Origin of the sequence: Onishia taeanensis (genome assembly GCF_013349955.1) — a bacterium.
GTDB classification, from domain to species: domain Bacteria; phylum Pseudomonadota; class Gammaproteobacteria; order Pseudomonadales; family Halomonadaceae; genus Onishia; species Onishia taeanensis_B.
In genome coordinates, this window is sequence record NZ_JABVXC010000012.1 from 46,623 (window position 1) to 63,321 (window position 16,699).

At 66.1% G+C, this 16,699-nt stretch carries 12 protein-coding genes; 11 read left to right on the plus strand and 1 reads right to left on the minus strand.

Going from position 1 to position 16,699, the window contains the following annotated elements:
• Positions 1-30 precede the first annotated feature (30 nt).
• The 6 genes from HUS66_RS13565 (at position 31) to atzF (ending at position 8,575) form a co-directional block, all read left to right on the plus strand.
• A complete protein-coding gene (locus tag HUS66_RS13565) occupies positions 31-858 on the plus strand; it encodes an ABC transporter permease (RefSeq protein WP_175071467.1) in 828 nt (275 codons plus the stop codon).
• On the plus strand, positions 855-1,649 hold the full coding sequence (locus HUS66_RS13570; RefSeq protein WP_175071469.1) for an ABC transporter ATP-binding protein: 795 nt from the start codon (positions 855-857) through the stop codon (positions 1,647-1,649). The genes HUS66_RS13565 and HUS66_RS13570 overlap by 4 nt, the downstream gene beginning before the upstream one ends.
• A complete protein-coding gene (locus tag HUS66_RS13575) occupies positions 1,646-2,371 on the plus strand; it encodes an urea amidolyase associated protein UAAP1 (RefSeq protein ID WP_175071471.1) in 726 nt (241 codons plus the stop codon). The genes HUS66_RS13570 and HUS66_RS13575 overlap by 4 nt, the downstream gene beginning before the upstream one ends.
• 14 nt (positions 2,372-2,385) lie before the next feature.
• The gene (locus HUS66_RS13580; protein WP_175071473.1) at positions 2,386-3,027 is read left to right on the plus strand and encodes an urea amidolyase associated protein UAAP2; all 642 of its coding nucleotides are present in this window, start codon (positions 2,386-2,388) and stop codon (positions 3,025-3,027) included.
• A 107-nt stretch (positions 3,028-3,134) separates the two neighbouring features.
• Positions 3,135-6,761 carry an urea carboxylase gene (gene uca / locus HUS66_RS13585; RefSeq protein ID WP_175071475.1) on the plus strand — a complete coding sequence of 1,209 codons (3,627 nt, stop codon included), beginning with the start codon at positions 3,135-3,137 and terminating at the stop codon, positions 6,759-6,761.
• Positions 6,758-8,575, plus strand: a complete 1,818-nt coding sequence (gene atzF, locus HUS66_RS13590; protein WP_175071477.1) for an allophanate hydrolase — start codon at positions 6,758-6,760, stop codon at positions 8,573-8,575. Before uca ends, atzF begins: the two co-directional genes overlap by 4 nt.
• A 143-nt stretch (positions 8,576-8,718) precedes the next feature.
• Here the strand turns inward: atzF and HUS66_RS13595 are convergent, their stop codons facing one another.
• Positions 8,719-10,194 (minus strand): sigma-54 interaction domain-containing protein, encoded by a 1,476-nt coding sequence (locus HUS66_RS13595; RefSeq protein WP_175071479.1) that lies wholly within the window; start codon positions 10,192-10,194, stop codon positions 8,719-8,721.
• 290 nt (positions 10,195-10,484) lie between these two features.
• Here HUS66_RS13595 and speB point away from each other — a divergent pair, with 290 nt between their 5' ends.
• The 5 genes from speB (at position 10,485) to HUS66_RS13620 (ending at position 16,698) form a co-directional block, all read left to right on the plus strand.
• Positions 10,485-11,435 carry an agmatinase gene (gene speB, locus HUS66_RS13600; RefSeq protein WP_175071598.1) on the plus strand — a complete coding sequence of 317 codons (951 nt, stop codon included), beginning with the start codon at positions 10,485-10,487 and terminating at the stop codon, positions 11,433-11,435.
• A gap of 116 nt (positions 11,436-11,551) precedes the next feature.
• A complete protein-coding gene (locus HUS66_RS13605; RefSeq protein WP_175071481.1) occupies positions 11,552-12,937 on the plus strand; it encodes a YjiH family protein in 1,386 nt (461 codons plus the stop codon).
• Positions 12,938-12,948: 11 nt separating this feature from the next.
• Positions 12,949-14,562 (plus strand): 5-guanidino-2-oxopentanoate decarboxylase, encoded by a 1,614-nt coding sequence (locus HUS66_RS13610; RefSeq protein WP_175071482.1) that lies wholly within the window; start codon positions 12,949-12,951, stop codon positions 14,560-14,562.
• A gap of 73 nt (positions 14,563-14,635) precedes the next feature.
• Positions 14,636-15,952, plus strand: a complete 1,317-nt coding sequence (locus HUS66_RS13615; protein ID WP_175071483.1) for a purine-cytosine permease family protein — start codon at positions 14,636-14,638, stop codon at positions 15,950-15,952.
• Positions 15,949-16,698 (plus strand): MBL fold metallo-hydrolase, encoded by a 750-nt coding sequence (locus HUS66_RS13620; RefSeq protein ID WP_175071485.1) that lies wholly within the window; start codon positions 15,949-15,951, stop codon positions 16,696-16,698. Before HUS66_RS13615 ends, HUS66_RS13620 begins: the two co-directional genes overlap by 4 nt.
• The last annotated feature ends 1 nt before the right edge of the window (position 16,699 follow it).

Sequence of the window (16,699 nt, forward strand, 5' to 3'; positions counted from 1 at the left end):
CCGCCGTATCCCATCCGACGAGGAATGCCCATGAAACGAATGATCAACCTCGCCCCCTCTAGGGGCGGTCGCTGGCTGCTCGGCCTACTGCCTTTTCTGATCATCGCGATGGTCTATTTCAGCCTGTCCAGCGCACGGCTCGCCGAGAACCCCAACGACCGTCTGCTGCCGGCGCCGGCCACCATGGCCGACACCTTCTGGAGCATGGCCAGCGAGGAAAACGTGCGCACCGGGCAGATCCTGCTGTGGGCCGACACCCTCTCCAGCCTCGAACGACTGCTCGCCGGTGTGGCGATTAGTGCGCTGATCGGCCTGACGATAGGCATCATCAACGGCGGCGTGCCAATGCTGCGCGCCAAGCTCTCGCCGCTGGTCACGGTCCTGTCGCTGATTCCGCCGATGGCGATCCTGCCGATCCTGTTCATCGCCTTCGGCACCGGCGAGATGGCCAAGATCGCGCTGATCGTGATCGGCATCACCCCCTTTCTGATCCGCGACCTGCAGGGCGAGGCGCTGCGTCTGCCCGATGAACAGCTGATCAAGGCTCAGACCCTGGGCGGCAACTCCTGGCAGATACTCTGCCGGGTGCTGCTGCCACAACTCACCCCGCGACTGCTGGCCTCGACCCGGCTGGCGCTGGGCAGCGCCTGGCTGTTCTTGATCGCCGCTGAAGCGATCGCCGCCCAGGAAGGGCTTGGCTATCGCATCTTCCTGGTGCGCCGCTACCTGTCGATGGACGTGATCCTGCCCTACGTGGCCTGGATCACGCTGCTCGCCTTTCTGCTCGACCAGGCCCTGGCATGGACCTCGCGCCTGGCCTTTCCCTGGTATCACGCCAATGAGGGAGACAAGTCATGAGCCTGCTGGAAGCCAAGCGCCTGGAGAAGCACTACGGCGACCAGGTGGTGCTGGAGCGCCTGAACTTTCGCGTCGAACCCGGTGAGTTCGTCACCCTGGTGGGGGCCTCCGGCTGCGGCAAGACGACCTTCCTCAAGATGCTACTGGGCACCGAGCGGTCCTCGAAGGGCGAGCTTTTGCTGGATGGCAAGCCGATCCCCAACGAGCCGGGCCCCGATCGCGGCGTGGTATTCCAGAAATACTCGGTGTTTCCGCACCTGACGGTGCTCGGCAACGTGATGTTCGCCGAGGAAATGCGCCACTCGCGGCTATTCGGCAAGGCCTTCGGCGGTACTCGGCGTGCAGCGGCCGACAAGGCCCGAGAGCGCATCGCCGAGGTAGGGCTCGATCATGCCCTCGACAAGTATCCCCACGAGTTGTCCGGTGGCATGCAGCAGCGTCTGGCCATCGCCCAGGCGCTGATGATGAAGCCACGCATCCTGCTGCTCGACGAGCCCTTCGGCGCCCTCGACCCGGGCATTCGTGTGGACATGCACGAGCTGGTCACCCGCCTGTGGCAAGAGCAACAGCTGACCATCTTCATGATCACCCACGACCTCAAGGAAGCCTTTGCGCTGGGCACCCGGCTGTGGGTATTCGACAAGCTGCGCCACGATCCCCAGGCCCCCCAGGCCTATGGCGCCACCATCACCTATGACCTGCCGATCGACGCACGCCAGCGCCAAGAAGGCGTGCCGGCCACATTCGCCGAGAGCGGCATCAAGACCCTGACCCAGGAGACGCTGTTATGAACCCGACCGACGCGCTCTACACCACCCACCTGCCCGGGGCTCATCACTGGTCGCTGCGGATGCGCCGCGGCACCACCCTGACCCTCAGCGCCAGGGAGGCCGACAGCAATGTCGGGCTGCTCTGCTACAACCCCGAGAACCTGCTCGAGCGGCTGAACCTGCCGGACACCCTCAAGGCGCAGCACACCTTCAAGCTAACCGAGGGTCACTGCCTGTATTCCGACATGGGGCGCATCTTCGCCTCGATCACCGCCGACAGTCTGGGCTGGCACGACAGCGTCGGCGGCAACCTGCTGGCGCAGCACATGACCGAGAAAAGCTGGCAGCCGCGCCGCTATCAGCAGGCCCACAACGACTGGACCCTGAGCGGCCATGACGCCTTTCTGGTGGAACTGGCCAAGTATGGCCTGGGCCGGCGCGACATGGCGGCCAATCTCAACCTCTTCTCGCGGGTGAAAAGCGACGCCGAGGGCAAGCTTGAGTATGTAGCCGGCCACTGCCAGCCCGGCGCAGAGGTCACCCTGCGCTTCGAGATGGACACCCTGGTGCTGCTGCATACCTGCCCACACCCCCTCGACCCCAGCGCCGACTACCCGCGTCGCGGCGTGGATATCGCCCTGGGCACCGCGCCGGCGCCCAGCAAAGACGACGCCTGCTACCGCTCGCGCCCCGAGAACGCCCGCGGCTTCGAGAACAACCGCCTTTACCACCTAGGCCTTTGAGGGAGAACGCCATCATGATCATTTCAAGCCCCCTGCGTCCCGAGAATGCCATCAGCCGGACCACCGTCGATGCCGGCGACCACTACATCGGCACCGTCAGGGCCGGACAGACCCTGCGCATCCTCGACCTGGAAGGCAACCAGGCCGCCGACACCCTGTTCTTCAATGCTCACGACACCGCCGAGCGCTACAGCGCCATGGACACGGTACGCGAGCAGGGTGCGGTCTATCTGACCGCCGGCTCGAAGCTGATCTCGAGCGAAGGCAACCTGCTGCTGACCATCACCGCCGACACCTGCGGTCGCCATGACACCCTGGGCGGCGCCTGCGCCAGCGAAAGCAACACGGTGCGCTACGACCTCGAGAAGCGCCACATGCACTCCTGCCGTGACAACTGGATGCAGGCCATCGCCGACCACCCCGAGTTCGGTCTGACCAAGCGCGATATCACCCACAACATCAATTTCTTCATGAACGTGCCGGTGACCGCCGACGGCGGCCTGACCTTCGAGGACGGCATCTCCGCCCCGGGCAAATATGTGGAGCTGCGCGCGGCCATGGACGTGGTGGTGCTGGTTTCCAACTGCCCGCAGCTCAACAACCCCTGCAATGGCTATGATCCGACACCGATCGAACTGCTGATCTGGGAAGAGTAGGTCTCTAGCGAATAGGCCTGGAAAGCACAAGGGCGGCGGTCCTGGGGACGACCCCGGTGACCCATGAACAGCGGCGGGACGACCCGCCACCGATTCGGGCAACCTCCATGTTCACCAAGGTTCTGATTGCCAATCGCGGCGCCATCGCCGCACGCATCCAACGCACCCTGACACGCCTCGGCATCCGCTCGGTCGCCGTCTATGCCGACGCCGACCGCGACGCCCCCTATGTTCATCAGGCCGACGAGGCCTGGCCACTGGGCGAGGGCAGCGCCACCGAGACCTATCTGGCCATCGACAAGCTGATCGACATCGCCCGCCAGAGCGGCGCCCAGGCGGTCCATCCCGGCTACGGCTTCCTCTCCGAGAACACTCGCTTCATCGAGGCCTGCGAAGCCGCCGGCCTGGTCTTTCTCGGCCCGACCGTCGAACAGATTCGCGAATTCGGCCTCAAGCACGAGGCCCGCGAGCTGGCCAAGCGTGCCGGCGTACCGCTGGTGCCGGGCTCGGCGCTGCTCGAAGACCTCGATGAGGCCGTCGCCGAAGCCACCCGCATCGGCTATCCGGTGATGCTCAAATCGACCGCTGGCGGCGGCGGCATCGGCATGCAGGTCTGCGAGGACGAGGCGACGCTGCGCCGCGCCTTCGACTCGGTGCGCGGTCTCGGCGAGCGCAACTTCGGCGATGGCGGCCTCTTCGTCGAGGCCTATATCGCCCGCGCCCGCCACCTGGAAGTCCAACTGTTCGGTGACGGCCAAGGCCAGGTAGTGGCACTGGGCGAGCGCGACTGCTCCACCCAGCGGCGTCATCAGAAGGTGCTCGAGGAATGCCCCGCGCCCGACCTGCCAGAAGCAGTGCGACGCGAGCTGCACGCCACCGCCGTACGCCTGGGCGAGGCGGTCGACTACCGCAGCGCCGGCACCGTCGAGTTCATCTACGATGCTGCCCGCCAGGCCTTCTACTTCCTCGAGGTCAACACCCGGCTGCAGGTCGAACACGGCGTGACCGAGGAAGTCTGGGGCGTCGACCTGATCGACTGGATGCTGCGCCTCGGCGCCGGCGAGCTACCGCCCCTTGCCGACCTGACACGCGATCTGGTGCCCCGCGGCCACGCCATCCAGGCGCGCCTCTACGCCGAGGACCCGGCCCACGACTTCCGCCCCAGCGCCGGCCTGCTCACCGAGGTCGAATTCCCGACCTCCGATCAGGCCAGCGGCCAGCGCCTGCGGGTCGACCATGCCATCGAGGCGGGCCTCGATGTATCGGCGCTCTTCGACCCGATGCTGGCCAAGATGATCGTCCACGCCAGTGACCGGACCCGCGCCATCGCAGGGCTCGACCAGGCGCTTGCCGACAGCCGCCTCTACGGCATCGTCACCAACCGCCAGTGGCTGTCGCACGTCCTGAAAGACGAGCGTTTCGAGAAGGCCGACATCCATACCCGCTGGCTTGCCGACCTCGACTGGGCACCACCGGCCATCGAGGTGCTGGCCCCCGGCACCATGTCCACCCTGCAGGACTACCCTGGTCGCCAGGGCCACTGGGACGTGGGCGTGCCGCCCTCGGGTCCCTTCGACGACCTGTCGTTCCGTCTCGGCAATCGGCTGCTCGACAACCCGGACGACGCCGCCGGCATGGAGATCACCCTGACCGGCCCCACCCTGCGCTTTCATCGCGCCACCCAGATCGTGCTGACCGGGGCCGCCCTGCCGGCCACCCTCGACGAGACGCCCGTGGCCTTCTGGCAGGTGCTCGATGTCCCCGCCGGGGCCACCCTTGCGCTGGGCAAGGCAAGCGCCGGCGCCCGCGCCTATCTGCTGGTGCGCGGCGGCATCGACTGCCCGCGCTACCTGGGTTCACGCAGCACCTTCACCCTCGGACAGTTCGGCGGCCATGGCGGTCGCGCCCTGCGCAGCGGCGACATGCTCGAGCTGCCGGCATGCCAGGTGACCAGCCCCCGCCTCCTCGACGAGGCCCTGGTGCCGTCGCTTGCCAGCGACGAGCAGCGCACCTGGCAAGTCGCCGTGCTCTATGGCCCCCATGGCGCGCCGGACTTCTTCACCGACGACGATATCGACACCTTCTTCGGCCATGACTGGGAGGTGCACTACAACTCCAGCCGCACCGGGGTCCGCCTGATCGGTCCACGCCCCGAGTGGGCACGTGCCGACGGCGGCGAGGCCGGCCTGCACCCGTCCAACATTCACGACAACGCCTATGCCTTCGGCACCATCGACTTTACCGGCGACATGCCGGTGATCCTCGGCCCCGACGGCCCGTCGCTGGGCGGCTTCGTCTGCCCGGCCACGGTGGTGCGCGCCGAGCGCTGGAAGCTCGGCCAACTGACCGCCGGTGACCGGGTGCGCTTCGTACCGGTCAGCCGCGCCACCGCCCGTGCGCTGGAAGAGCATCAGCAGGCGGCACTCGCGAGCCTGACGCCTCAGCCGGCGCCTGGTCTCGAGACCGAGCGCGGCTCACCGATCCTGCGTGAGGTGTCAGCGCAAGAGGCCGGCGAGGCCATCTGCTACCGCCAGGCTGGCGATGACTTCCTGCTGGTCGAGTTCGGCGCCATGGAGCTGGATATCGCCCTGCGTTTTCGGGTGCACGCCTGGATGCTGTGGCTCAAGGAGCATCCGCTGGACGGCCTTCGCGAGCTCACCCCCGGCATCCGATCGCTGCAGATTCACTTCGAGCCCCGCGAACTGAACCTGGACGACTTGCTAGCCCACCTGGTACAGGCCGAGCGGGCGCTCTACGACGTCGAACAGTTGGAGGTGGAATCCCGGATCGTGCATCTGCCGCTGTCCTGGGACGACCCCGCCTGCCAGGAAGCCATCGACAAGTATCAGCGCAGCGTGCGCCCGGACGCCCCCTGGTGTCCCAGCAACCTCGACTTCATTCGCCGTATCAATGGGTTGGACAGCACCCAGCAAGTGCGCGACATCGTGTTCGACGCCAGCTACCTGGTGATGGGGCTGGGCGACGTCTATCTCGGCGCTCCGGTCTCCACGCCGCTGGACCCGCGCCAGCGGCTGGTGACCACCAAGTACAACCCGGCCCGCACCTGGACCGCCGAGAATTCGGTGGGCATCGGCGGCGCCTATCTGTGCGTCTACGGCATGGAAGGCCCCGGTGGCTACCAGTTCGTCGGCCGCACCCTGCAGATGTGGAACCGCTACCGTCAGACTCGCCACTTCGAGAACCCCTGGCTGCTGCGCTTCTTCGATCAGCTACGCTTCTTCGAGGTCAGCCACGAGGAGTTGACCCGCATCCGTCGCGACTTCCCTCATGGCCGCTACGACCTTAAGACCGAACCGGCCCGCTTCCGCCTGGCCGATTACCAGGCGGAAATCGACCGTCAGGAGGATGCCATCGCGCGCTTCCGTGAGCGCCGCGAGGCCGCCTTCCAGGAAGAAATGGCCGCCTGGCGCGCCAACGGCCAGTTCACCTTCGAGGACCAGGCCCCGGACGCCGCCGAGGCCACCGAGCTCGACGATAGCGAGAGCGGCATCGACAGCCCGGTGACCGGCAGCCTGTGGAAGCTCTTGGTCGCCGAGGGCGACACGGTCAGCCCCGGCCAGCCGGTGGCACTGGTCGAATCCATGAAGATGGAAGTCGAGATCACCGCCGTCACCGAGGGGCGTGTCACCCGCTTGCCCATCCAGGAAGGCGTCGCCGTGGCGCCGGGCAAGCCCATCGTCATTCTCGCGTCTACCGAGGAGTCATCATCATGAGCGCAACGGACATGAGCATCGCCACCCTGGCGGCGGCCTATCGCGACGCCACCCTGACCCCACGCGCCTTGATCGAGCAGCTGCTCGCTGATGCCAGCGAGCGCGGCCATGATCCGGCCTGGATCACCCGCTTGAGCCATGAGCAGCTCGCCCCCTATCTGGAACGGCTCGAGGCCACAGCCCCTGAGGCGCTGCCACTCTACGGGATACCCTTCGCGATCAAGGACAACATAGACCTGGCCGGCGTGCCCACCACCGCCGGCTGCCCGGCCTTCGCCTACACGCCTGAGGAAAATGCCTTCGTCGTCCAGTGCCTGATCGACGCTGGCGCCATTCCGCTGGGCAAGACCAATCTGGATCAGTTCGCCACCGGCCTGGTCGGCGAGCGGGCGCCCGACGACTATGGCGTGCCCGCTAACGCCTTCGACCCCGAGCGTATTCCCGGCGGCTCGAGCAGCGGCTCGGCGGTGGTGGCCGCCCAGGGCCAGGTCAGCTTCGCGCTGGGCACCGACACCGCAGGCTCGGGCCGGGTGCCGGCCTGTTTCCATAATCTCTACGGGGTCAAACCCAGCCTCGGGCTGCTCAGCACCCGCGGCGTGGTGCCGGCCTGCGCGACCCTGGATACCATTAGCCTGTTCGCGCTCGGTGCCGACGATGCAGCTGCCGTACTGTCAGTAGCGGCGATTTTCGATCCGCAGTGCGCCTGGTCGCGGCGCCACGATTTCAAGCTCGAAGGGCAAGGCTACGGCGCCGCGCCCCAACGCTTCCGTTTCGGGATTGCCCCCGAGCACCAGTGGCACACCGATACCGACTACACCGCCGGCATGAAGGCGGCCATCGCCAGCCTGGAGTCTCAGGGGGGCGAAAAGGTCGAGCTCGACTGCTCGCCGCTACTGGCCGCCGCCCGACTGCTTTACGAAGGCCCCTGGGTCGCCGAGCGCTACCACGCCGTGCGCTCGCTGCTCGATCGTGATCCCGACGCTCTGCACTCGGTGACCCGCCAGATTACCCAGGGCGGCGCCACCCCGCTGGCCGTCGATGCCTTCGCGGCACGCTACCAGCTTGCCGAGTACAAGCGTCAGGCGGATGCGCTGCTCGCCTCGGTGGACGTGCTGGTGATGCCCACCACCGTGGAACACCCCACCAAGGCCGCGGTGGCCGCCGACCCGATCGGCGTCAACTCGCGGCTCGGCACCTGGACCAACTTCGTCAACCTGCTCGACTACAGCGCCCTGGCGGTGCCCACGGGCTTCCTGCCAAACGGCCTGCCGTTCGGGATCACCCTGCTTGGCCCAGCCTTCGACGACCTGGCACTGCTGAGCCTGGGCCGCAGCCTGGAAGCCTCTCTCGGCCTGCCGCTAGGGGCCACCGAAAAGCCTCGGCCGCCGCTTCCGCCGCTGGCACCGGCCGGCAATGGCACCCTGGACCTGGTGGTCTGCGGCGCCCACCTCGCAGGGCTGCCACTCAACCATCAGCTCACCGAGCGTGGCGGTGTACGTATCGCCGCGACCCGCAGCGCGCCCCACTATCGTCTCTTCGCGCTGGCGGGCGGCCCACCGGCGCGACCGGCCATGGTCCGAGACGAAGCCGGTGGTGCGGCCATCGACGTGGAGGTCTGGCGCTTGCCGCTGACCAGCATCGGCAGCTTCCTGGCCGGCATTCCCGCGCCGCTGGGGCTTGGCCAGGTGGAGCTGGAGAATGGCGACTGGCAGTGCGGCTTCATCTGCGCGGCGGGGGCGCTGAACGAGAGCGGCGAGGCCACAGAGATCACCGCGCTGGGCGGCTGGCGCCAGTATCTCGCAAGCCAGGGCTGATCCGCTCGAGATTGACTATCCATCGATCAGACATCGGCCAAGGAAGCCGATAAGTCACAAAGGAAAAAGGGGCAGCCGACCCGCCGGTCGGCTGCCCCTTTTTCGCGCCCGCTTCCCGCTTCCCGCCGATCAGTATCTTGCGTCTATCTCTCGGTTGCCGAACGGATACGCAGCCCGTGGCGCTGCATCTTGCGCACCACGCTTGGCTGGCTGATGCCCAGCCGTTCGGCGATGGCATAGCTGCTGCCAAGCTCACCGCACAGCGAGGCCAGAATGTCGCGCTCGATACGCGCCATGGCCTCCTTGAGCCCCTCGCCCTCGGCCAGCCGGCTCGCTTGCGCACCGGCGGCGGCAGGCCTAACGCCTGCACTGGACGCAGTCGCTGGCCCCTCACTCACAGAGAGGTCGTTTACCGCCGCCAGAGCATCACCCTCGGGCGTGGCGATCACGCGGCTCGCGGCGGATAGCCAGGCGCGCTCCAGCCAGTTTTCCAGCTCACGTACATTGCCAGGCCAGTCGCGCCCCATCAGTTCCTGCCAGACGCCGCTGTCAAGAATCTTGTCGCCGCCATAGCGACGGTTGAGCTGCTTGAGCTGGCGCTCGACCAAGCCGGGAATATCCTCGCGACGTTCCCGTAGCGGCGGCAGGGTCACGGGAATCACGTTCAGCCGGTAGTAGAGATCGAGCCGGAAACGGCCTTCCTCCACGGCCTCAGCCAGGTTCTGGTTGGTGGCCACCACCAGCCGGAAATCGACTCGCCGCGGCGTGGTGTCACCCAGCCGCATCAGGCTACCGTCCTGGATCACCTTGAGCAGCTTGGTCTGCATGGCGAGCGGCAACTCGCCGATTTCATCGAGGAACAGCGTGCCGCCGGCCGCCTGCTCGAGGAGCCCCGCCTTGCCCTTGGGGTTGCTGCCACTGAAGGCCCCCGGCTGATAGCCGAACATCTCCGACTCGAACAGGCTCTCGGGAATGGCGCCGCAGTTGACGTCGATAAAGGGCCCCTCGCCCCGCGCGCTCCAGCGGTGCAGCTGCCGGGCGAAGGCGGTCTTGCCGACGCCGGACTCGCCCAGCATCAGCACATTGGCATCGGTAGGGGCGACACGCTTGAGCAACAGGGCGATTTCCTGCATCACGCTGCTGCGCACTTCCAGCACGCCCGCCAGGCCCGCCAGTGCCGGGTCCTGCTCGCCGGCTATCGCGCCCTCCCCGACGCTGCGCTTGAGGTGATCGCTGAAGCGCTGCTGCAGCAGAGCGTACTCCTCCTGCAGCAGTTGCAGGTCGGTTAAATCCATCGAGCGGCTGACCACGCAGGCCAACCGCCCCTCGCTGAACACCGGATGCGCCTGGGCAACCACCCGCCGGCCGGTGCCGGTATGCTGCAACAACTGCGCCGGCTTGCCGGTGCGAATCACCTCGAGACTCACCGATGGCTTGAGCACGCCCTGCTCGACCAGGGTACGGACATTGCTGCCGCGCAGCGCCTCGCAGGACATGCCATAGACGGCGGCGGCCCCGGGGCTTACATCCCGCACCTGGCCACTGGCATCGACCACGAAGAAGTGATCATGGGCAGTATCGATGATGGTTCTGAGAATGGCGCTGTCCAGCTCGCTCATGAGGCGCCCTCCGGCGATACATTGTTGAATCAATGATTCAATAATGTATCAATACGGCCCGCCAGGCAATGCACAATTGCATCACGGATAAGCCAACCCCTTGAAATTCAATAAAATAAAAGTTGGCACGTTTCCTGCTCTACTACTCCCTATATAGGGATACCTGACCGTCACGACGGACCAGGTCTCTTTGCAAGGTCTTTCGAAAAAGGACTCTCAACAAGGGCTCCCGACCAGGACGCCTGACGAGAGAGGCCTTGACTACCGACACCAAGAACAAGGAGCAGAACGTGAGCGACTTCAATCAGCCATTGGGCGGCAATGACATGCCACGTTTCGGCGGCCCGGCCACCATGATGCGGCTGCCGACCCAGGAAACCGCCGCCGGCCTCGACGCCGCCTTCATCGGCATTCCGCTGGATATCGGCACCTCGAACCGCCCCGGTGCCCGTCTGGGGCCGCGTCAGATTCGCGACGAGTCCCGCATGCTGCGCCCCTACAACATGGCGACTCGCGCGGCGCCCTTCGATAGCCTGCAGGTCGCCGATATCGGCGATGTGCCGATCAACACCTTCCACCTGCCCAAGAGCATGGACATCATCAGCAACTTCTACGATGAGGTGCTCGCCCACGGCTGCGTGCCGCTCACCCTGGGTGGCGACCACACCGTGACGCTCCCGGTACTGCGCGCCATTGCCAAGAAGCACGGCCCGGTGGGGCTGATTCATATCGATGCCCATGCCGACGTCAACGATCACATGTTCGGCGAACCCATCGCCCACGGCACGCCGATCCGCCGCGCCCAGGAAGAAGGCCTGCTCGACAGCCGCCGCGTCGTACAAATCGGCCTGCGCGGCACCGGCTATTCCGCCGAAGATTTCGACTGGTGCCGCGACCAAGGCTTCCGCGTGGTCACCGCCGAGCAGTGCTGGCACAAGTCCCTCGAGCCGCTGATGGCTGAGGTACGCGAGCAGATGGGCGATGGCCCGGTGTACATCACCTTCGACATCGACGGCCTCGACCCGGCCTTCGCACCGGGCACCGGCACCGTGGAAGCGGGCGGCCTGACCATGCCCCAGGGCATGGAGATCGTGCGCGGCGCCCGCGGCCTCAACGTGGTCGGCGGCGACCTGATGGAAGTCGCGCCGCCCTACGACACCAGCGGCAATACCGCGCTGATGGGCGCCACCCTGCTTTACGAAATGCTCTGCGTGCTGCCGGGCGTCATGCATCGCGACTGACGGCTCAGGCTTCAAGGCACCCCACGACTGACCCGGCCAGCGACACCGCTGGCCATCGGGCCTGAATCACGCACTACACACCCTAAGCCCAATACAACTCCAATAGGGAATACCTCATGTCTTCATCACTAGACGCGACCGACGAGATTGCCACCGATCCCGAACCGATAAACCGCCGAGGGCTGCTGAAGTTTCTGATCCCCTCGCTGCTGGGGGTCGGCCTGTTCCTGGTGCCGTTTTCGGTCAACGACACCATCAATATCGGCATGGGCCTGATGGCCGACGGCCTGAAGTCGGCACTGGGTGATACCCTGCCGGCCATCGCGGTGTTCGTGCTCTGCCTGTCGGTGGTGCTCACCGCCGTGGTCAAGTTCGGCAAGCCCGCTTGGGGCCAGCAGGGCATCGGCAAGGAGCTCTTCGATGTGGCGCCGCTGTGGTTCGCCATGCGCGGCCTCGGCGCGCTGTTCGCGCTGATGACCTACTTCCAGGTCGGTCCTTCCTTTATCACCGCCGCCTACACCGGTGGGGTGATGCTCAACGACCTGGCGCCGGTACTGCTGACGTTCTTCTTCTTTGCGGCGATCCTGCTGCCGCTGCTGGTCGACTTCGGCTTCATGGAGTTCATCGGCAGCCTGGTGCGCAAGCCGTTTCGGATGATCTTCGGCCTGCCCGGTCGCAGCGCCATCGACGCTACGGCTTCCTGGATGGGGTCGGGCACCGTTGGCGTGCTGATCACCACCCAGCAGTACGAGCAGGGCTACTACAACCGGCGCGAAGCGGCGGCCATCGCCACCAACTTCTCGATCGTGTCGATCGCCTTCGCGCTGCTGGTGACCAGCTTCATCGGCATCAACCACCTGTTCGTGCCGTTCTATCTGACCGTGGTGGTGTCGGGGCTGATCGCGGCGATCATCGTCCCGCGCCTGCCGCCACTGTCGCGCAAGGCAAACACCTACCATGAGCCGGTCGGCTGCCAGATCGCCGAAGAAAGCACCGGCGACATGGGCCTTTTCCGCTACAGCCTGAGCATCGCCGTGGCTCGCGCCGAAACGGCGCCCGGCCCACGCGCGCTGGTGCGCGTGGCGCTCTTCAACGTCGCCGACATCTTCCTCGGCCTGCTGCCGCTGGTGATCGCGATTGGCACCGTGGCGCTGGTATTCGCCGAATTCACGCCGCTGTTCACCTGGCTCTCCTACCCGATGGTGCCGGTGCTCGAGTGGCTGCAGATTCCCGATGCCGCGGCCGCCGCACCGGCAACGCTGGTGGGCTTCGCCGATATGTTCCTGCCGGCGGTACTGGCCAAGGACATCGACAGCGAACTGACCCGCTTTGTGATCGCCTGCCTGTCGCTAACCCAGCTGATCTACATGTCGGAAATCGGTGCCCTGCTGCTCAAGTCGAAGATTCCGCTGAAACTCTGGGAACTGGTGGTCATCTTCCTGCTGCGTACCGCCATCACCCTGCCGATCATTGCCTTTATCGCCCACGTCTTCGTCTTTTGAGGAGTGCTGACATGACCTGTGCCGAGCTGCTTATCGCCCTGCTGCGCGACCGTTACGGCGCCGATACCGTCTTCGGCATCCCCGGCGTGCATACCGTCGAGCTCTACCGAGGTCTCGCCGACAGCGGCCTGCGCCACGTCACGCCGCGCCACGAACAGGGCGCCGGCTTCATGGCCGATGGCTATGCCCGCGCCACCGGCAAGCCCGGGGTCTGCTTCATCATCACCGGCCCCGGCATGACCAATATCGCCACGGCGATGGGCCAGGCACTGGCGGACTCGGTGCCGATGCTAGTGATCTCAAGCGTCAATCGCCGCGACACCCTGGGTCGCGGCCAGGGGCGGCTGCACGAGTTGCCGAGCCAGCAGCAGTTGCTGGCCGGCGTCGCCCGCTTCAGCCATACCCTGCTTGACCCAGCGGCCCTGCCGGAGGTGCTGGCCCGGGCTTTCGCGGTCTTCGACGGCATGCGCCCGGGGCCTGTGCATATCGAGATTCCCATCGATCTGTTCGATACCCAAGTACCGACGCCCACCCAGTGGAGCGCTCCGACCATTCATCGCCCGGCACCGGACCCCGCTGGGGTCGCCACCGCCGCGGCCTGGCTGCATGAAGCCAAGCGTCCGCTGGTGCTGCTGGGCGGTGGCTGCGTCGCGGCACCCGAGGCGGCCCGCGCGCTGGTCGAACGCCTGGACGCCCCCACCGTCACCACCATCAACGCCAAGGGGCTGCTGGGAAACGGCGACCAGCTCTCGCCGCGACATCCGCTTGACCTGGGGGCCAACGCCGCCCTGCCCGCCGTGCGCGAGCTGGCCCATGATGCCGATGTGATTCTCGCCATCGGCACCGAACTCGGCGAGACCGACTACGACGTGGTGTTCGACGATGGCTTCCTGCTGACGGGCCGGCTGATCCGTGTCGATCTCGACCCCGAACAACTGGTGCGCAACCAGTCGCTTTCGCTTGGCCTGATCGCCGATGCCGGCGCCACCCTTAGCGCTATGCTGGCCCACTTCCCGACGGCCCTGTCGCGTCAGGGTCACCAGCGCACCGCCGCGGCCATGGAGGCCCTGGCGCTGCCCCAGGACCCGGCGTTCGCGCCCTTCGTGCCCTTGTTCGACACTCTGAACGAGGTAATGCCCGACGCGATCCTCGTCGGCGACTCCTGCGCGCCGGTCTACGCCGCCAATCACCTGGTCACCAAGTCCGAGCCACGGCGCTTCTTCAACGCCTCGACTGGATACGGCACGCTGGGCTACGGCCTGCCCGCGGCCCTCGGCGCCAAGCTGGCTCGTCCGGATCTGCCGGTGGTGGCGATGGTCGGCGATGGCGGTGTGATGTTCACCCTCTCAGAAATTGCCACCGCCGTGGAGGAACGCCTGCCGGTGGTGATTCTGCTGTGGCACAACGGAGGCTACGAGGAGATTCGTCGCTATATGGCCGCCAACGGCGTCATCCCGATCGGCGTCAACCTGCATGCCCCTGAGTTCCAGACCCTGGCAAGCGGCTTTGGCTGCCTATCCACCCGGGCCGAGGATCCTGCAAGCCTCGCCAAGGCCCTGGCACAGCGCCCCGAACAAGGACCGCTGCTGATCGAGATAGATGCCCATCGCTGGTCCGCCGGCTGAGGGTCTCGGTCTGTAAGGCTGCATGGCATCAACAGATCCCGCTTCATCCCAACTCTTAATAAGGACAACAACAATGAGCCAATCCTCGTCTCCCTTCGGTCAGGACACCCTGGCCGCCGATAACGTCGAACGCAGCCTGGGCATGCCTGGCACCTTCGCTCTGTGGCTGGGTGCCAATGTGGTGGTTACCACCATCCTGACCGGCATGCTGCTGGTGCCTGATCTGAGCTTCCTGCATGCCATGCTGCTGGTGCTGATCGGTTCTGCGGTCGGCATCATACCGCTGGTGCTGATCGGCCTGATGGGCCAGCAGACCGGCATGACCACCATGGTGCTGGCCCGCGGCACCTTCGGGCGACTGGGGGCGATGTTCCCGGCCTGGGTCAACCTGTTCGCGTTGATCGCCTGGAGCTGGATCCAGGCGCTGCTGGCCGGCATGAGCCTCGACTATGCCGTCTCGAGCCTGACCGGCTATTCCAACGTCGCGCTGTTCACGGTGCTCTGCGAGGCACTGGTGGTAATGATCACCCTGCGCGGTCACCTGGGCATCGAGAAGGCCGAAAAGCTTGCCGCGGTGCTGATGCTGCTGCTGTCCGGGGTGGTGGTGTTCGCGTTGGCCCGCAACTACGACCTGCCCTCGATCACCGACATGGAAGCGACGGGCGCCCTCGGTGCCGGCGTGGCCTTCGACATCATCATCGCCACCGCCTTTTCCTGGATTCCGCTGGCCGCCGACTACAATCGCCACTGCCGCTCTCCCAAGGCCGCGGTCATCGGCACCTGGGCCGGCTATGTCACGGCCACACTGATCGCCATGGGCCTCGGTGCCACGGTATCGGCCCTGTCGGTCTCGATCGGCTTCCCGCAGACCTATGACCCGACCCAGCTGCTGAGCAGCTTCGGCTTCGGTCTGCCCGCCGCCCTGGTGATCTTCTTCTCGGTGCTGACCACCAACGTGATGTGCGTCTACAGCGCGACCCTGTCGTACATGAGCGTGCGCACCCAGACCCCCTTCTGGAAGCCGGCCCTGATCATCGGCATCATCTCGGTGCTGGGCTCGCTGATCCCGGGCATCCTCGACCAGTTCCAGACCTTCCTGTTGATCATCGGCAGCGTCTTCATCCCGGCCTTTTCGCTGATGATCGTCGACTACTTCCTGGTCGACCGCGACCGCTACACGCCCAAGCACCTGATCACGGACGCCGCGACCCTGCCGGCGATCAATCCGCAGGCGCTCGGCTGCTACGTGGTCGGGGCGGTTCTCGCCTACTACTGGAACTGGGTCGCGCCGCTGAGCTTCGGCGCATCGCTGCCGGTATTCGTGCTAACTGGGACGCTCTACTTCGTCATCAGCAAGCTGTCCAGGCGCCAGCAGAAGGCCCGCGCATGAGTTCAACGTCCTCGCGCCTCGAGCGCATCGCGCCGGATCAGTGGTATCGCACCCAGCGCCTGAGTGATGGCATCACCCTGATCGACGAGCCTTGGATCAAGCCGTTCTTCCGCTGCAATATCTGGCATGTCCGAGGACGCGACCGCGATCTGCTGGTGGACTTCGGCCTGGGTGCCGTGCCCCTGCGCCGGCATGTCGCGCTCCTCGCCGAGCGCGACCTGGTCGGCGTGGCCAGCCACACCCACTTCGATCATATCGGGGCGGCCAGCGAGTTCGACTGCTGCCACGTGCATGCCGCCGAAGCCGATATCCTCGCCGCGCCGGATAACGCTCGCACCCTGGCCGATGCCTTTCTCAACGATGAGATGTTCGACGCCCTGCCGCCGGCGCCCTATGCCCACAGCGGCTATCGCATCCCCGTACCGCCCAAGATCGCCCACCTCGAAGATGGCGACGTCATCGACCTGGGCGACCGACGCTTCGAGGTCATTCACACGCCGGGCCATTCGCCCGGCGGCATCGCCCTTTGGGAAGCCGCCACCGCTACCCTGATCTCCGGTGACCTGGTCTATGACGGCCCGCTGATCGAGGACGCCTGGCACAGCAATCTCGCCGACTATGCCGCCAGCATGCGGCGGCTGCGCGCCCTGCCGGCCCGCATCGTTCACGGCGGCCACTTCCCGAGTTTTTCGGGCGAGCGGCTGAACGCCATGATCGACGACTGGCTTGCCCATCACGATCAATGAC

What these genes read in the sequence shown, in the direction of transcription:
- HUS66_RS13580 (WP_175071473.1), top strand. Translation starts at nt 2,386, where the DNA reads ATGATCATTTCAAGCCCCCTGCGTCCCGAGAATGCCATCAGCCGGACC.
- uca (WP_175071475.1), top strand. Translation starts at nt 3,135, where the DNA reads ATGTTCACCAAGGTTCTGATTGCCAATCGCGGCGCCATCGCCGCACGC.
- HUS66_RS13605 (WP_175071481.1), top strand. Translation starts at nt 11,552, where the DNA reads ATGTCTTCATCACTAGACGCGACCGACGAGATTGCCACCGATCCCGAA.
- HUS66_RS13620 (WP_175071485.1), top strand. Translation starts at nt 15,949, where the DNA reads ATGAGTTCAACGTCCTCGCGCCTCGAGCGCATCGCGCCGGATCAGTGG.
- HUS66_RS13595 (WP_175071479.1), bottom strand. Translation starts at nt 10,194, where the DNA reads ATGAGCGAGCTGGACAGCGCCATTCTCAGAACCATCATCGATACTGCC.
- HUS66_RS13565 (WP_175071467.1), top strand. Translation starts at nt 31, where the DNA reads ATGAAACGAATGATCAACCTCGCCCCCTCTAGGGGCGGTCGCTGGCTG.
- atzF (WP_175071477.1), top strand. Translation starts at nt 6,758, where the DNA reads ATGAGCGCAACGGACATGAGCATCGCCACCCTGGCGGCGGCCTATCGC.
- HUS66_RS13615 (WP_175071483.1), top strand. Translation starts at nt 14,636, where the DNA reads ATGAGCCAATCCTCGTCTCCCTTCGGTCAGGACACCCTGGCCGCCGAT.
- HUS66_RS13610 (WP_175071482.1), top strand. Translation starts at nt 12,949, where the DNA reads ATGACCTGTGCCGAGCTGCTTATCGCCCTGCTGCGCGACCGTTACGGC.
- HUS66_RS13570 (WP_175071469.1), top strand. Translation starts at nt 855, where the DNA reads ATGAGCCTGCTGGAAGCCAAGCGCCTGGAGAAGCACTACGGCGACCAG.
- HUS66_RS13575 (WP_175071471.1), top strand. Translation starts at nt 1,646, where the DNA reads ATGAACCCGACCGACGCGCTCTACACCACCCACCTGCCCGGGGCTCAT.